The sequence below is a fragment of the Methanosphaera sp. DEW79 genome (assembly GCF_003266085.1).
In the GTDB taxonomy this organism is placed as follows: Archaea; Methanobacteriota; Methanobacteria; order Methanobacteriales; family Methanobacteriaceae; genus Methanosphaera; species Methanosphaera stadtmanae.
Map to the genome: position 1 here is coordinate 16,977 of NZ_MUZW01000025.1, position 17,238 is coordinate 34,214.

Sequence of the window (17,238 nt, forward strand, 5' to 3'; positions counted from 1 at the left end):
AGTATCACATCCTATTGATTAAAAATTCCTATTTTTTATATATTATTTATATATCTTTTAATTAATTTAAAAGTAACTTTAAGAAAGTAGGTATAAAATAAGCACAAGTTTTTAAAAAGAGATTCTTTCACTAAAGAAAAATAGTAACTGAAGGAGTTCCTTCAATTATATCTTTCTCTAAAAAAACATAAGAAATTAAAATTCACAAAAAAATAAAAACAACATAAAAAAATATTAAATAACCTTAAAAAAAGGTTCAATATTATTTTGGCTGCTAATATTATTTTTTCATAGTATTAACTTAAATTAATACAATTTTTACTCTCTTATCTAGATTATTTAAATGTTTAGTATTTTTTTTAAAAAAATAGTACTAAAAAAATCCATGATAACATAGTTTTTTTTCTGTTGTATGATAAAATAGGTCTTTTTTCAAATATTCTAAAAAAATAAGTGAAAATACATGAATTTAGTATTTTCCACTTTCAATTTCATCCCTTGTTAAATCCCATATTGCTTGTTTATAACCGAATTTCTCACGTTCAGAAGAACTCCATCTATTTTTAACAAACATTAAATCATGATGTTTATCAGATTTTTCTTGAAGTTGTGTTGTTGCTTTTTGTAGTTTATGATATACAATAGCATTAGAAACATGATAAATCTTATAATTTAATACATTTCTTATGAAATTAGAGTAAATCACATCAGATCTATAATGTCTTCCATTTTCAGCATCAAGTCCTAATGATTTATCATATACATCACGTCGTATATATACACAGAAAAATGCTACAAAGGAAACCTCTGTATAAATACCATTATGATATAATGGTAGGTTAATTACATTTTTATGATGGGCTGATAAATTCACATCACACATGTATTGAGGATTTGCATAGGGAACATGAACATCTATTGTTTTTGTATTGGCAGGAAGTACTTGTTGTGGAACTGTAATTCCACAATTTTCCAGAGTATATGCAGCTTCTTGTAAGTATTCCATTGCACCTTCAGTAAATACTGCATCATTATTTAGAAGAACAATATCATTATCCTTTTTAGCTATTTCTATTGCCTGATTAACAGCGTATGTGAATCCATAATTTTCATGGTTTAAGATTAGTTTTATCTTATTTTCCAGTTTAAGTTTTCTTAGATAATTTTTAACATCATATGATGAATTATTATCAACAACCACCACTTCAACATATTTAGAATCTAATTTAAATAAACTCTCAAGACATATTTTAAGATCATCCAATGCTTCATAACTAGGAATTATTACAGAAACACCTCTTGTTAGTTTAGGAGCTCTTTTACCAATTTTTTCTAAACGTTTTTCTTGTTTTTCATGAACTTGTTTTATTGTATAACTTAATTCAGGATTACTTGTAATAGTATTATCAGCTAAATCAAAGTAATAATTTGATAATATAACAGGTACGGAATATGTTTTTGCAAAGGTGGAATATTTAAGTATTAAATCCCAGTCAACACATTTAACTAATGATTCATCAAATCCACCATATTTAAGATAAACATCTCTTGTATGAGCATAGGCATTTAAATCAATATAATTTCTATTAGAAAGAAGTCCCTTATTTAGGGGTGCAAATCTCACATATTTAAGATTAGTTTTACTTTCCTCAAATACATATTGACCACAATACAATGCACTTGCATCTTTATTTACTCTAAAAGCACCTACCATGGCTGAAATATATCTATTATCCCAATCATTATCAGAATCAAGATACATGATATATTTACCTTTACTTATATTAAGTCCCTTATTTCTTGAAGCAGATATTCCCAGATTTTCCTTATTACGTATGAGTTTAATTCTTTTATCCTTAATCTTTAAAATATTCTCACATGTTTTATCACTACTTCCATCATCAATAATTATTAATTCAAAGTTCTTATATGTTTGATTTAGTACTGATTTAATAGCATTTGTTATTAAGCCTTCCCTATTATATACAGGCATTATAATAGATACTAGTGGTTTTTCTTCAGGTACTTGTTTTATAAGATAATTTGCAATATTTTCCATTGTTGCAAAGATTTTCTTATCAGATTCATTAAAGGGGAATGCTACTATTGGATTTGTTATAGAATATGATGTGTATCTTGAAAATTTATTTTCAAAGTCAGGTTTTTGCCATTTAAATGTTAATTTATCTAGTATAAATCCATCAGTATCTTTTAATAAAATCTCATGTTCAATACCATCAAGAAAATCCATTGGAATTGTAAATTTAAATGCATGTTTTCCTTCATTAATACCATTTCTTTTTAAGTCTGCCCTGTAATTTGAAGGTTTTATTGTGAATTTTATATTATCTATTGATATTATAACGTTTATTGGATGATTGTTTCCAATTTCTGCAGCCCAACCTGAAAGCTTATCCTTTGAAGGCTTATTAAACAATCCTTTTATTTTTCTATTTTTAGTTTTATTTCTTTTTGGTTTCGTTGTTATATTTTTATTTTCAAATTGAGGTATGTTTTCATGGTGTGGAAGGGATATTTTTCTATTTTCACTTTTTCCATATAATAGATAGTGGATTAATGGATTTATTTTTAATGATTTTAAATCGGGATTTAATTTAATATATTCTTCTGAATTAAATAATGGTGATGGATTGTATCCTTTTTTACTTCCATAGTATATGTAGTGTAATAATACATCCATTCCATCTTTTCTTACTGATTCATGCTTATTTAAATAATAACCTACATTAAATAAGTCACTTTTTTTCATTGCATTATAACCTTTAACAGTTAATAACATGTTTTTAAATCCACCACAACGACTCTGATTTAAAAATAATGATAATGGATATAATTTTGATGTTAATCTTTGTTTAATTGATCTGTTATTGTTATTGTTGTATGATTCTTCATATATTGCAGATAAAAGTTTATTATAATCTGCAGTGTTATCTATATTGTTATTAACTATTTTTACCACCTCATATATTCAACTTTAATTAATTATTTAATTGAAATATAGAAATACATACCATTAATATCTTTCTGTATGATGCTTTTAAAAATAAAACTTTTAGAAACTAAGCATTCATCTATATTTATGTTTAGATTATTATATTAAAGTATTTTTTTATTTTATTAAATAATTATAGAAACTTATTTAATTTTAATAAAACTAAAATAGTTATTAAGAGTAGCACATATAATAAATCAAAAAAATAATTATTTCATGATTCTTTAAGTTAGTTCTTAAATACTAGAAAAACAATCTAAGATATGATTTAATTAATTAAGGGACAAAAAAAGGGATAAGATAACATGTCATTTATATCTAAAATAGAACAAAAATTGTTGAATTTAAGTGATAGTTATATTTTTTATAAAAATAATTATGAAAAATTAACTACACTAAATAACAACAAAAATGAAACAATAAAGGCACTTAAACAAGAAAATGATTTATTAACTAAGAAAAATGAAACTGATCTAAGAAATAACACACATCTAACTGATGTGAATGAAAAACTCATCAAAGAACATAAATCATTAAACAAGGATATAGTACGGCTTGAAGAGGAAAAAAAATCTTTATTAAATGAAAATATACAAAAAGATAAAACTCAAGCAGTGTATAAAAGTAACTTTGAAAAATTATCTCTTTTAAATGAAAATAAGAATGAAACTATTTCAACACTTAAACAAGAGAATGAAATGTTACTTGAAGAAAATGCAAGATTATCCCAAGAAAATAACAATCTTCTAAGAATAAATAGAGACATGGCAGAATTAAATAAAAAATATGCTATTATTAGTGAAAATATAAAGTCAATAAATGAGAATATAGCTTCAAAATTCAATGAAGTAAATAAACAATACTCTGCACTTGTTAATAAGATAGACTTTAACTTCGTTAATACATATAACAATATTAAAGAAATTAAAGATGTTAGTACTATAATGAATGATAACATAGATGAAATTAAAAAAATAGAAAAATAAGAAAAATTCCTTTTTTTAGTTCTTTCTCTTTTTTTTACTTATTCTGATTTTATTATGGGAATATTTGTATTAATAATGCCCTTTTTATCATTGATATTATATTCTACATTTATCATATGATTTTTATCTTCATAGAAATTAACATTATCATCTAAATACTTTGTTTTAAAGAGCTTTGTCCAAAGAAGTGTGTTGTAAATAGTATCACTTTTTTCAACAATACCTGAAATCATATTCATATTATCCTTACGTATAGATCTAAACATGTTTTTTATAGCAGTGTTAACATAGAATAATTCTGGATTTAAAAACATAACATATGGTGTTGTAATATAGTTTGGAATTATATTATATAGTTGTGTTTCATCATAATCTCTATTTGTTCTAATATATTCTATATTAGGAAATATCTTTGAGTACTTCTTAATATTCATTGTATCAGTAATTTTTGAATTATTATCAATAAATACAAGTCTTAATAAAGGAAATTCAAAGGTTTGTTCTGCTATATTATGAATAACTTCAAATATTTCCTTCTCTAACATATTTCTAGCATATATTACTATGGATATTGGTATGGTTATCCTACTTTTATCAGGTTTATCAATTGATTCTTTAATATATGTGTAGTAGAGTAGGTTATTCTTATTAAGTGACTGTATAATATCCTTATCAAGATGATTTTTTCCAATACATTCTCCTATAAACTCTTGTGTAGATTTAAAATATTCTAGCATATATTGTGAATCTATTTTATATAATGTTTTTCTTAAAATATCCATCATATAATTATAGAATTTTTCATGATATGCTTCATATAATGGTGTTACTTGTCTAAATATATTTAACATATCCTTAAGCATGGAAATATTATCACACATTGTATTATCTCTACATGCATCATATGTTTTTTCATGTATTCTTTGATTATAATAACTGTTCACTGTTATTTTCACATTTTTAGCTTTTAAAAATGTGATTATTGAAAATAAATTATCACAGTAAGTTCTTCTTGGATTAAATCTAATACTGTTATTTTTAATAAATGATGTTAAGTATAGTTTACCTGTAGCACTAGAATAATTTTTAAATAAAACTGATAAATCAATATTAGTATTTTTAATAAGTTTATTTTCATATTCTTTTAGATAATCATAGGTAGTATCGTTTTTATTCTCAATTTTTGACTCTTTTTTAGTGTATAATGTTCTATTAAAGAAGAAAATGTCGAGATTATTTTCTTGGGATATTTTTGTAGCAGTATCTAATGCCATACTATCTAGCCAGTCATCACAGTCAACAAAAGTAAGGTACTTACCTTTTGCATATTTTATTCCAATATTTCTTGTTGCACTAACTCCATGATTTTCCTTTATATGAATAACACGCATACGTTTATCAATTTTAGAATGTTGTTTTAATATGTTAAGAGAGTTATCTGTTGAATTGTCATCAATACAAATAATTTCCATATTTTTAAGACTCTGATCATGTATACTATTTAAACAACTGTTAAGATATCTTTCACCATTATACACTGGAATTATTACAGATACAAGAATATCATCAAAATCTTTACTATATATGTCTTTTCTAGGTTTTTCTATTGGATTTGTCTTAAATATGAGTTTTTCATTTCTAAAATCAATATATTCATAGTATGCATTAGTATAATCATTATTTGCAATGTGTTTTATTATTTTATGATATTTATGATTTTTTCGTGTTTTATTATTTGAGACATACTCTTTAAAGAATACATGTAAATCTTCTACAAAATTCTTAAATTCATCCCTATCAAGTGTGGTATTTAATACATATTTAGTAATATAATTAACATCATCTAATAAAATATGACAAGCTTCGGGTAATTCTTTCTTAAATAACTCATAACAATAAGTATAAACTTTTATTAATATTTTGAGTTTATCATAAGAATAATCTAAGCTTTTTGAGAAACCATTTGTTGTATCTCTGTTATATATAACAATTGGTTCATTAACAAATATAATTCCATTAGCCTTAAATAAGATTTTGAAATTAAATATTTTATCAGAACTTATTTTTAAACCTTCTTCAAATTCCAAATTATTTTCAATAAGAAAACTTCTTCTATATATTTTAGTACAGAGGTATGGAGAAATTCCTAGAAGATTAGGATTTTCATCTATGGTTCTAATCTTTGTTTTATAATGAATTATATTTTGGTTTTCCCAGTTAACTTTTTTATTTGTGTATGTGTCAATGTAATTACCATTAACAACATCCACATCTTCTGCTTCAATTATATTGTATAGAAATTCACAAGTATTACTAAGATATTTATCATCATCATCTAAAAACATCACATACTTACCAGTTGCATGTTTTAGACCGTTATTACGTGTTGGACCATCATATTTTTTTTGTTTATTATTAAATAATAATACATTAGAATATTTATTTTTATATTCTTTAATTAAATCAACACCACTTGTTTTTGTTGACTTATCATTTACAAATATAATTTCTAGTTTTTCAAAACCTATTGTTTGATTTAATAAAGAATCAAATGCTTCTTTAATATCATCTTTTGTAGTATTATATACAGGTATTATAATTGAAATTAAAGGTATTTCTTTAGGTTTTTTCTGAATAATGTCACTTATTTTAGAAAATAATGCCATGGTAATCACTCTTTTTTAAGTATTATAATTGGAACATTCACTATTCCCTTTCTATTATACATCCTCTTTTCAACAAAAATATCATTTTCTTTCATATAAAACTTAATATTTGCTTCTTTTAAGAATTTAATCTTAAATATCTTTGTCCATATTAACTCATTAGAACCATCATCACCACTATCTTCAATAATACCTGATGCAACATGCATATTACCCTTACGTACAGTTCTGAAAATATATTTTATGGTATTTGGTATGTATGAATATTTTTTATTATAAAACATCACAAACTGTGTGTCAATATCATCTATTAATTTATTATATAGTTTATCTTCATCTAAATTATTATCAACTACCATGTACTCAATATTTGGATATATCTTTGTATAATTCTTAATAACATGTTCTACATCACTATTCTTCGATGCATACTCAATAACAAACAACACTTCAATAAAAGAAAATCCAAAACTTTGATTTATTAAATTAGAAACTACTCTATTTATTTTATCAATACTATATTTATCACATTTAACAACAACAGTCACAGGCCTATTTGGAATAATATTCTTTTGTAGTTTAGTTATAGGATAATTCTTACTTTTAAGAGAGGAGATAACATAATTATAGAATTCCCTGTGTTCTTTACTAATATTTTTAATTATAATATCATTGAGTTCATATTTAATAATACAACATTCAACAATAGCTTGTATCTGAATAAAGCATGAATTCTTATATGTGTGTTCAATCTTTTTAAAGTTAGATTGTAGTATGTCCATCATAAAATCTATTTGTTTTATAAATTCATTTTTATTTGTTTCACAATACTTAAGCATATCATATACTAGAGCCATTTGATTTAAATTCTCAGGTTCCATAATACCTTTTTTAAGATATACTAGTGGATTAATTAGATAGGTGTTTTTTTCTGTTTTAAAGAAAATATTCTGATTATCTACTAGGAATTTTTTTGTAAACATCTTATTCCATATTTCAAGATCCATATATTTCTTATTATAATCATTTATATTAGTATGGGCCATGTTGTATTCATTTTCTTTCATGTTTCTAAATAAATTCTTTAAAACATGATCCTTATATACATGATTTTTATCAAGTAATGTAATATATGAACAATCTGTCATATTAATACCAATAGAATAAATATCCAATAATGACATATCCTCTTCTAGTTGAATATAATGGATGTTGTAGTATGTTTTATCATATATTTTAAGTAACTTTTGAACATCCTTTAATCTTTTAGTGGATGATATGAAAATAATATCTAAATATGAAAATCCCATTGTCTGATTAATAAATGAATTTAAAATTTCATTTAATCTACTAACTGTAATATCATCACAGTAAACAATTGAAGCAATTGGAGTATTTAGGGAAATGTTCTCCTGTATGTCTTTAATAATATTATTTTCTGAATTCATAGATTTAACTATTAAATTATATGTTCTTAGATTATTTTTACTTAAATTATATTTAATATCATCATTTAAATCATATTCAACTATATATTTTTCAATAAGACTCTTTGTTTTATTAAAGAAATCATTCTTAAATTCATTATCAATTTTCTGAAATCTATTTAAAAGAGTATGAATCATAAAATCATAGAAGGATAACTTGTATTTCATATAATAGGAATCATTACTTTTTAAAATTGAAAAAATTTCATCTAAAACATTATGAATATCCATCATGTCTTTTTTTGTATTGCTTGTTAATGAATCTGAATGTACACGTCTTTTATAGAAATATTCATCAACAACAGATACACGTCTTGCTTTTAAAAATGTTTTAATAAAAAAAGGATTATCTTCATACATTGTAGTTTCATTGAATCTAATATTATTTTCCAATAAAAAAGATCTTAAATATAACTTACCTGGAGCAGTTACAGGTATTTTAAAAAGTATATTTGCAGAGATATCATCATGATTAAAAACTCTATTATAATATTTTTCCAAGAAATTCATAGAATAAGTTTCTGTTTTATATAATAACTTTGTAATATTGTTCATGTTAATAAGTTTAAATAATAATAAGTCAAGATTATTCTCTTCAGATTTTTTCAATACACATTCCAATGTATTTTCATCTAGCCAGTCATCAGCATCAAGAAATGTAATGTATTTTCCTCTTGCATGTTTTATTCCAATATTTCTAGAAGCTCCAGGACCAAGATTAGTAGTATTGGTAAATACACATACACGTTTATCAAAACGTACATGATTGTTAATTATTTCCAAGGTCTTATCTGTAGATGCATCATCAATACATATAATTTCTATATTTTTCAGTGTTTGTTTTCGTGCAGTATTTAAACATTTTTCAATGTATTTATCACTATTATATGCAGGAATAATTATTGAAACATCAATAGAATCATTTTTTGGTGGATTATCTTCTGTTTTAGTATTAGAATTCATATGAATCAATTTTAATAAATTAATTAATCAATGTATCTTTTTTTTAAAAATCATTTTTTTGTTATAATACATTAATACTACTGTTATATATGTTTATAATTTAATAAATACTTTAATTTAATTAAAATTATAAATAATAATGGTATTAAAACATATTTTTTTTACATTTATACAAAAATATTTAAAAAAAAAATAAAATTAAATATCCAATTCAGATTTATATAACTGGCATAAATCTGTGAAAGGACATTCAATATGTTGGGGATTAATAGGCTTACAAATATTTTGACCAAACTGAACCATTAAATCATTAATTGGAAGCCAATATTCCTGTGGAACAATCTCTCTTAAAACCTCTTCTGTATCTTCTGGTTTATCTGTATGAACAAGACCGAGTCTATTGGATATTCTATGAACATGAACATCAACAGGAATAGCATCCTTCTGAAAACCAAATACTAAAACACAGTTAGCAGTTTTACGTCCAACACCAGGTAATTTAAGTAATTCTTCAAGAGTATCTGGAACAACACCATCATATTCCTCTAATAAAATATTAGATACTTCCTTGATACGTGCAGCTTTAACATTATAAAATCCTGCCTGTCTTACAAGATTAGCAATATCATCAACAGGAGCATCTGCTATTTCTTCCATGGTATGATACACATTGAATAAATTTTCTGTAGCTTTATCAGTATTTTCATCCCTTGTTCTCTGGGATAAAATAGTTCTTATGAGAACTTCATATGGTGTTTGTTCAAGAAAAGTTCTGCGAGTAAATATTTCCTCAAGTTTATCAACAATAAATTTAATTTCATCAACAGTATAATTACCCTTCATATTTTCTTTAATCACAAACTCACCCTCTTATATTCTTATTCTTCTGAAATTGTATGCATTACTTCTAAAAAGTTTGGGAATGAAATATCATAGCAACTTGCATCTTTAATAATAATATTTCCAATTTTAAGTCCAAGAACATAAAATGCCATTACCATTCTATGATCTATGTGGGAGTCAACATAACCACCAGTAGGATTACCTTTTATAATAAGTCCATCCTGTAGTTCTTCAACATCCACACCAACATTTTCAAGTTCAACAGCACAGTTATGAACTCTATCTGTTTCTTTAAATCGTGCATGTTCAACTCCAGTTATTTTAGATACACCTTCAGCTTGTGCCATGAGAATAGATATTGTAGGAAGTAAATCTGGCGCATCTTCTAGATTAATATCAAATGCTTTAAGATTACCATCACTTTCAATATGTATTTGATCATCATCCACTGTAACTTCAGCTCCCATTTTCTTAATAATATCTATAATTATCTTATCTCCCTGCATAGAATCCTTATAAAGATTTTTAACAGTTAGATTTGATGGAAGCATTGCAGCTGCTGCTAATATGTATGATGCAGAGGAATAATCTCCCTCAATAGTATAATCAGTAGCTTCATATTTCTGTGGTTCAATATAGTATGATGAATACTCTGGAATATTGGTTGTATCATATTCAAAATCTATACCAAACTTACTTATAACAGACAGTGTCATGTTAACATATGGTTTAGATACAAATGTTCCCTTTACATTAAGGGTTACAGGCTTTTTAGAATATGGTGCAGCCATAATAATTGATGATATAAATTGACTACTAACATCACCCTTAATATCTGTCTGACCACCTTCAAATCCACCTTTAACAATGATTGGAGGAGTTCCATTACTTTGTGATGATGATATTTGAACTCCAAGATTTTCTAGTGCATCAATTAAGTCTTGCATTGGTCTTTTTCTTAGTGATTCATCACCAGTAAATATTGTGTAATTTGCTCTGGGTGCTATTGCTGCAACACTACTTAGTATTCTAACACTAGTACCAGAATTTTTAACATCAATTATATTTTCTGGTGTTCTTATATATCCTGCAGTACCTTGTACAATACATTTATCAGGATATCTTTGAAATAATGCTCCTAATTGTTCACATGCTTCTAATGTAGCTATAGTATCTGCTGAATATAGGGGATCTCTTAGTATTGATTGACCTTCTGCTAGTGCAGCTGCTATAAATGCTCTGTGTGAATAACTTTTTGAAGCTGGAGCCTTTATAACTCCAGAAATTTTATTTATTTTTTCAACTTGTAAATCCATAATTATTACCTCGAAATTCATTTAAAAAAAGAGATAAAAGGTGGGGGAGTTTAGTTATTGTTGAACTTCAAGGAGAATATTATATTTCTCAGTTTTTAGTATATCAACAACTTCTCCTGTTTTACTAACAAGTTCAGAATCTACTACTGTAATGTGTTCATTTGTAAATGCAACATTATCAACTTGAACTTCACCTTTTTCATCTAATGTTTTTGCTATTTCTTCTGGATTATTGTTTGATATATAATCTATGATTTTCTTAGCATCCTGTTTAAATTCTGGTCCAACTTTACTCATAACAGGTTCAATTGCAAGTACTTTTTCATGTAAATCAGGTTTACCATTAACAACTGTGATATTATCTACCTTATTTGTGTTTTTAATATCTTCAATTGTAAGTTCTACCTTTTCAACATCAGTAGTGTATATGTTAACAGTATTTAATGGTTGATTTAATGGTATTCCTTTTGATGACTTGTATCTTCTAAGTTCATCAATAATATCAATAGCATAACTACCTACAATTTCAACATCATCATTAATTAATTCATCATTGAGTTCTGGCCATCCACCTTGATGTAGGGCCATGGAATCATTACCCAGGTATTGATTTACAGTATCAGCAAAGAATGGAGTTATTGGAGCCATAAGTGCAAGTGTAGTTTCAATAACTGTTTTAAGAGTATATTTAGCATCACTTGTAGAGTCAATATCTTCATATAATCTGTATTTTACAGCTTCAATATATTCATCACAGAAATCATGCCATACAAAGTCATATATTGCCTGTTCAGCTGTAGCAAAATTATATTCCTCAAATGCTTGTGTAACTGTCTGATTTAATCTGTTAAGTTTTGATAAAATCCATTTATCAATAATATTATTTTCAGATAAATTATCAGACACATTTTCATCTAAATGCATACTAATAAATCTAAATGCATTCCAGAATTTACGGAGGAATTTATATGCATGCTTAATATCCTTCCAACCAAATGGAACATCTGCACCAGGAACACTATTAGCAGACCATAATCTAAGAGCATCTGCACCATATTCCTCAATAACTTCCTCTGGAGCAATAACATTTCCAAGAGATTTACTCATTTTATGACCATCTTCACCAAATACCATACCATTAACTACGATTTCATCAAATGGTTTTTCTCCAGTAAGAGCATAACATCTAAGAATAGTGTAAAATGCCCAAGTTCTAATAATATCATGACCTTGTGGTCTTAAAGTTGCAGGATAAACATTTTCCCAACCTTCATTTGGCCAATTGGCTATTGTAAGAGGTGTTATGGAACTATCCATCCATGTATCAAGAACATCTTCTTCTGGTGTGAAACTATTACAACCACAACTACAAGAGTGGTCTGGTTTATCTATTGTAGGATCTACTGGTAATTGTTCAACACTTGGAAGTACAACCTTATGACAATCATCACAATACCATACAGGTATAGGTGTTGCAAAGATTCTTTGTCTTGAAATACACCAATCCCAATCCATGGAATGAGCCCAGTTTTCAAGTCTTTGATACATATGACCTGGTACCCATCTCATACTTTTTGCTTGTTCAACAATATCCTCATTCATCTTATTTGCTGCAACAAACCATTGTTTTTTAGTCATTATTTCAATAGGTGTTTTACATCTCCAACATAAACCAACATTCTGGTCCACATCTTCTTGTTTTATAAGATAACCTTCTTCTTTTAAATCTTCAATAATACTGCTACGACATTCCTTAATAGTCATTCCAGCATATTTACCAGCTACAGGTAACATTTCACCTTTTTCATCAATAGCATTGATTATGTCAAGATTATAACGTGTAACCCATTCAACATCAGTTTTATCCCCAAAGGTACAAATCATTACCACACCAGTACCATACTCTAAATCTACAGTGTCATCGGTAATAATTTTAACTTCTCTTCCATATATAGGAAGTTTCACAGTTTTTCCATGAAGATTTTTGTATCGTTCATCATCAGGATGTACAACTACAGCAACACATGCACATAATAATTCCGGTCTTGTAGTAGCAATTGTAGCATTACCTGAACCATCAGCAGCTGGGAAATTAATATAATTTAATTTAGTAGTATTATCAGAGTATTCTACCTCTGCAAATGCAATAGCTGTTTCACAACGAGGACACCAATTAATAGGATGAATATCTTGATAAATCATATCTTGATTATATAATTTAAGAAATGATAACTGTGTTCTTTTCTTGTTTTCTGGAAGCATTGTAATATATTCATGATCCCAGTCTTGAGAATATCCCATTTTACGCATTTGAAGTCTCATTTTCTCAATATTTTCATGTGTTAAATCTATACAGTAATCCCTAAATGTTTCACGAGAAACATCATTCTTCTTAATATTATGAATTTCTTCAACTTTAACTTCTGTAGGAAGACCATGACAATCCCATCCCTGTGGGAATAACACATCAAAATTATTCATACGTTTATACCTTGCAATAATATCCATGTAAACCCAGTTTAAGACGTGTCCCATGTGAAGTTTACCTGTTGGATATGGTGGTGGTGTATCAATAATATATGTTGGTTTAGTACCATCACCTATAAAACGATAAGTGTTATCCTTTTGCCATAAATCTTGTAATTCTTCTTCTTTAGTATGATCATAATCCTTTGGAATGTCATTACTTTTCATTTAATGTGTATCTCCTAAATCATGTTGATGTAAATAAAAATAAATTCAAAATACTTAAATTGAAAATCATTGTAATATAATACAATGAAATTTTACATTATAATATAATATATGTAAAAAATAGAATATATTCTTTATTCAAAAATTACAATAACTATTAAAGAATAAAAATATTAACATATACAAAAGAAAGGAAACAATCCATATGCAAAAAAGACAACTTCATTCATTAAAACAAAAACTAGCATCAAAACTATATCCTCTAGCACTTCTAAAAAATAAAAACAAAATAGGAAACCTAAAAAACCTATTCATAACAATAAAAGGATACAGACAAATAAGAAAAAACAATCTATTTGACACAGAATACTATCTAGAAAATCATGAATCAGTAAGAAAAGATGGAATGGATGCATTATTACACTACATATACTATGGAAGTAAAAAAGGATACAATCCATCAATTGAATTTAACACAAACAAATACCTAAAAGAAAACAAAGATGTAGAAAAATCTAATATAAACCCACTGATACACTATGCAATATATGGAATAAGTGAAAATAGAAAAAATACTTCATTAACAAAAAAACAAATAGAAAAACTTAGGGAAAAAATAAATAATGACAACAAAAACAAGTTACCTCTAATAAAAAAACCATTAGTATCAATAATAATCATAACACACAATGGTGAAAATCATATAAAAAGACTACTAACAAAATTTACCAAACTAAAACAATATAATAACTATGAACTAATAATATGGGACAATGCATCAGAAGATAATACAAAAGACACAATAAAAAAATTCACAAATCTAAACATAACATTAATAGAAAATAAAACAAATGAAACATTCTCCAAGGCAAATAATGAAGCTGTAAAAAAAGCAAAAGGAAACTACCTACTATTTTTAAACAATGATATAGAACCACTAGATGGATTTATAAATCATTTGATGAATGTAATATTAAATAAAGAAAATGTGGGGTGTGTAGGGGCAAGACTAATCTATCCAGACTGTTCAAACTCAAAAATAAATCAGGAAAAATCATACACCATACAACATGAAGGAATAATATTTAAAGCCTATGACTATATAAAACCAGTAAATAAAAACAATGGACAAAAATACTATACAAACACAAACATACAAGTCCAACAAATAATAGCCATAACAGCAGCATGTATGCTAATTAAGAAATCAATATTTAATAAGGTGGGTGGTTTTCAAGAAGAGTATGTATATGGTTATGAAGATGTAGATCTATGTCTAAAACTACACAAGAGTGGATATAAAAACTACTACACACCACAAGCAATGTTATATCACTATGAATTTGGAACACAGGAAATGGAAGAAAATAAAGTAGTAACACAAAGAAGAGAAAAAAATCATGAAATATTCATAAAAAAATGGAACACATACCTTAAAAAACAACTAAAAGAGGATTTAATAAACAACAACCAAATCATAACAGATAAAAGCTTAACAATAGCCTTTGTAGTAACACAAGCCCAGAAAAACACAACAGCTGGAGATTATTTTACAGCACAAACATTAGCAAGTAGTCTTAAAAGAGAATATGGATGGAACATAAAGTACTTGGAAAAAGGTAAAGACTGGTATAACATACCAGAATATGTGGATGTAATAATAAGTATGCTAGATACTTACAACATAGAAAAAATCAAAACAAACAACAAATACATAATAAAAATAGCATGGCCACGTAACTGGTTTGACAGATGGATGAATAAAGATTATTTCAAAGACTACAACATAATTCTATCAAGCTCTAAAAAAGCATGTGCTAGTATAACACAAAAAACAGGAAAAAAAGCAATATTCTATCCAATAGCCACAGACACAGACATGTTCAATGAAAATATATCACCACAAAAAAAATATGAAAGTGATTATTGTTTTACAGGAAGTTACTGGATGGCAAAACGTGAAATAATAGATTTTCTAGATCCAACACAAATAAAACACACATTTAAATTATATGGTGCAAACTGGGATAAAATAGAAAAATTCAAACCATACTACCAGGGTTTTATAAACTACAAAGAAATACCACAAATCTATGCCTCAACAAAAATAGTAATAGATGATGCAAACCATGTAACAAAAGAATGGGGCTCAGTAAATAGTAGGGTATTTGATACAATAGCATCTGGAAAACTAGTAATAACAAATGGAAATCGGGGAAATCAGGACTTATTTAATGGAAAAATACCAGAATATCATTCAAAAGAAGAACTAAAAGATGTAATAAATTATTATATGGAACATAGTGATAAAAGAAATGAAAAAATAAAAGAATTACAAAAAATAGTGCTAAATAAACATACCTATACTATAAGAGCTAAGAAACTTAAAAGAATTATAGAAGAGTATGAATTTTAATCTACTATAATTTTTTTTGAAGAATATTGCTATGAATAGTGATAGTATTAACTTCTTTTTCTTTTTGAATATTTAACTTTTGAAGGTATATCATCAGTAATTTGGAAGTTTCTTATTGTAGTTTTATTTCTTGGTTTATCAGTTATCTCTTTTGGAGGCATATAATAGTCAGCTTTTCCCTGCTGTATACCTCTATGAACAGAGGAATATTCATCTTTATTTTGTATTTTATTATTTTTTAAATATTTATTTTTTGTTTTAAACCTATTTTTAAACTCTTTTAATGTAATTTTAGGTTCACTATCTTTAGGATTTATTTTCACATCATTTGTTCTAAGTGTTTGGTTTGTTTTTTGAGAAGAAGGATTTCTTTGTGAAAATGAATAATTTACATTTACTTTTGGTTTTGTTATATCTTCATATTGTTTGTTGTTATTTGGTCTAGTTTTTGTTGTAGTTATTTTTTCTATGTTGATATTGGATAATACATTTATAATAACTTGTTTTACTGTTTTTATTTCATTAGATTCTGGATTAATTGTAAAACTTTGATTATTTACTTTTACTGTATGTAGTAATGGTTCAAATAATGTTGGTTTTATATCTTTTCCATTAATATAATATCTCACCATTATAGTATCTTTTATGTTTATAATATGGTATCTATTATTTTTTTTATAGAGTTTTAATTGTAATAGATTTTCATGGTGTTGATTTTTTATTTATTTTTACTGAATTTTTTCTAAAAATAAAAATTTTTCATGAAAAAAATAGTCTTTTTTTAATTCTAATTAATTATTATTACTTTCTTAATAAAAAGTATATTTATTTTGAATATTAAATTGTTTTAATAG

General features: G+C 25.9%; 9 protein-coding genes. 2 read left to right on the top strand and 7 right to left on the bottom strand.

All coding sequences use genetic code 11. The features are described from left to right. Positions 1-469: 469 nt before the first annotated feature. The gene (locus tag BZ132_RS02400; protein ID WP_286940370.1) at positions 470-2,980 is read right to left on the bottom strand and encodes a glycosyltransferase; all 2,511 of its coding nucleotides are present in this window, start codon (positions 2,978-2,980) and stop codon (positions 470-472) included. 338 nt (positions 2,981-3,318) lie between these two features. On the opposite strand from BZ132_RS02400, the gene BZ132_RS02405 reads away from it, so the two are divergent. Next, positions 3,319-3,999: a hypothetical protein gene (locus BZ132_RS02405; RefSeq protein ID WP_011406094.1), complete on the top strand. Its 681-nt coding sequence runs from the start codon at positions 3,319-3,321 to the stop codon at positions 3,997-3,999. A gap of 38 nt (positions 4,000-4,037) precedes the next feature. On the opposite strand, the gene BZ132_RS02410 is transcribed toward BZ132_RS02405, so the two are convergent. The 5 genes from BZ132_RS02410 to BZ132_RS02430 all read right to left on the bottom strand — a co-directional run bounded on the left by BZ132_RS02410 (position 4,038) and on the right by BZ132_RS02430 (position 13,968). Then, positions 4,038-6,665 (bottom strand): glycosyltransferase, encoded by a 2,628-nt coding sequence (locus BZ132_RS02410; RefSeq protein ID WP_286940371.1) that lies wholly within the window; start codon positions 6,663-6,665, stop codon positions 4,038-4,040. 5 nt (positions 6,666-6,670) lie between these two features. Then, positions 6,671-9,115 carry a glycosyltransferase family 2 protein gene (locus tag BZ132_RS02415; protein ID WP_286940373.1) on the bottom strand — a complete coding sequence of 815 codons (2,445 nt, stop codon included), beginning with the start codon at positions 9,113-9,115 and terminating at the stop codon, positions 6,671-6,673. A 198-nt stretch (positions 9,116-9,313) separates the two neighbouring features. Continuing rightward, positions 9,314-9,958, bottom strand: a complete 645-nt coding sequence (gene nth, locus BZ132_RS02420; RefSeq protein WP_048059828.1) for an endonuclease III — start codon at positions 9,956-9,958, stop codon at positions 9,314-9,316. Positions 9,959-9,993: 35 nt separating this feature from the next. Beyond that, positions 9,994-11,274 carry a 3-phosphoshikimate 1-carboxyvinyltransferase gene (gene aroA, locus BZ132_RS02425; protein ID WP_286940375.1) on the bottom strand — a complete coding sequence of 427 codons (1,281 nt, stop codon included), beginning with the start codon at positions 11,272-11,274 and terminating at the stop codon, positions 9,994-9,996. A gap of 54 nt (positions 11,275-11,328) precedes the next feature. Beyond that, positions 11,329-13,968, bottom strand: a complete 2,640-nt coding sequence (locus BZ132_RS02430) for a valine--tRNA ligase (RefSeq protein WP_286940376.1) — start codon at positions 13,966-13,968, stop codon at positions 11,329-11,331. A gap of 205 nt (positions 13,969-14,173) precedes the next feature. Between BZ132_RS02430 and BZ132_RS02435 the strand changes: the two genes are divergently transcribed. Continuing rightward, on the top strand, positions 14,174-16,384 hold the full coding sequence (locus BZ132_RS02435; protein ID WP_286940378.1) for a glycosyltransferase: 2,211 nt from the start codon (positions 14,174-14,176) through the stop codon (positions 16,382-16,384). Positions 16,385-16,431: 47 nt separating this feature from the next. Here BZ132_RS02435 and BZ132_RS02440 read toward each other — a convergent pair whose 3' ends face one another. Next, a complete protein-coding gene (locus BZ132_RS02440; protein WP_286940380.1) occupies positions 16,432-17,016 on the bottom strand; it encodes a hypothetical protein in 585 nt (194 codons plus the stop codon). Positions 17,017-17,238 lie beyond the last annotated feature (222 nt).

Bases quoted from the DNA above. Each gene is read 5' to 3' on its own strand.
- BZ132_RS02405 (WP_011406094.1), top strand. From the start codon at position 3,319: ATGTCATTTATATCTAAAATAGAACAAAAATTGTTGAATTTAAGTGAT.
- BZ132_RS02410 (WP_286940371.1), bottom strand. From the start codon at position 6,665: ATGGCATTATTTTCTAAAATAAGTGACATTATTCAGAAAAAACCTAAA.
- BZ132_RS02415 (WP_286940373.1), bottom strand. From the start codon at position 9,115: ATGAATTCTAATACTAAAACAGAAGATAATCCACCAAAAAATGATTCT.
- nth (WP_048059828.1), bottom strand. From the start codon at position 9,958: ATGAAGGGTAATTATACTGTTGATGAAATTAAATTTATTGTTGATAAA.
- aroA (WP_286940375.1), bottom strand. From the start codon at position 11,274: ATGGATTTACAAGTTGAAAAAATAAATAAAATTTCTGGAGTTATAAAG.
- BZ132_RS02430 (WP_286940376.1), bottom strand. From the start codon at position 13,968: ATGAAAAGTAATGACATTCCAAAGGATTATGATCATACTAAAGAAGAA.
- BZ132_RS02435 (WP_286940378.1), top strand. From the start codon at position 14,174: ATGCAAAAAAGACAACTTCATTCATTAAAACAAAAACTAGCATCAAAA.
- BZ132_RS02440 (WP_286940380.1), bottom strand. From the start codon at position 17,016: ATGGTGAGATATTATATTAATGGAAAAGATATAAAACCAACATTATTT.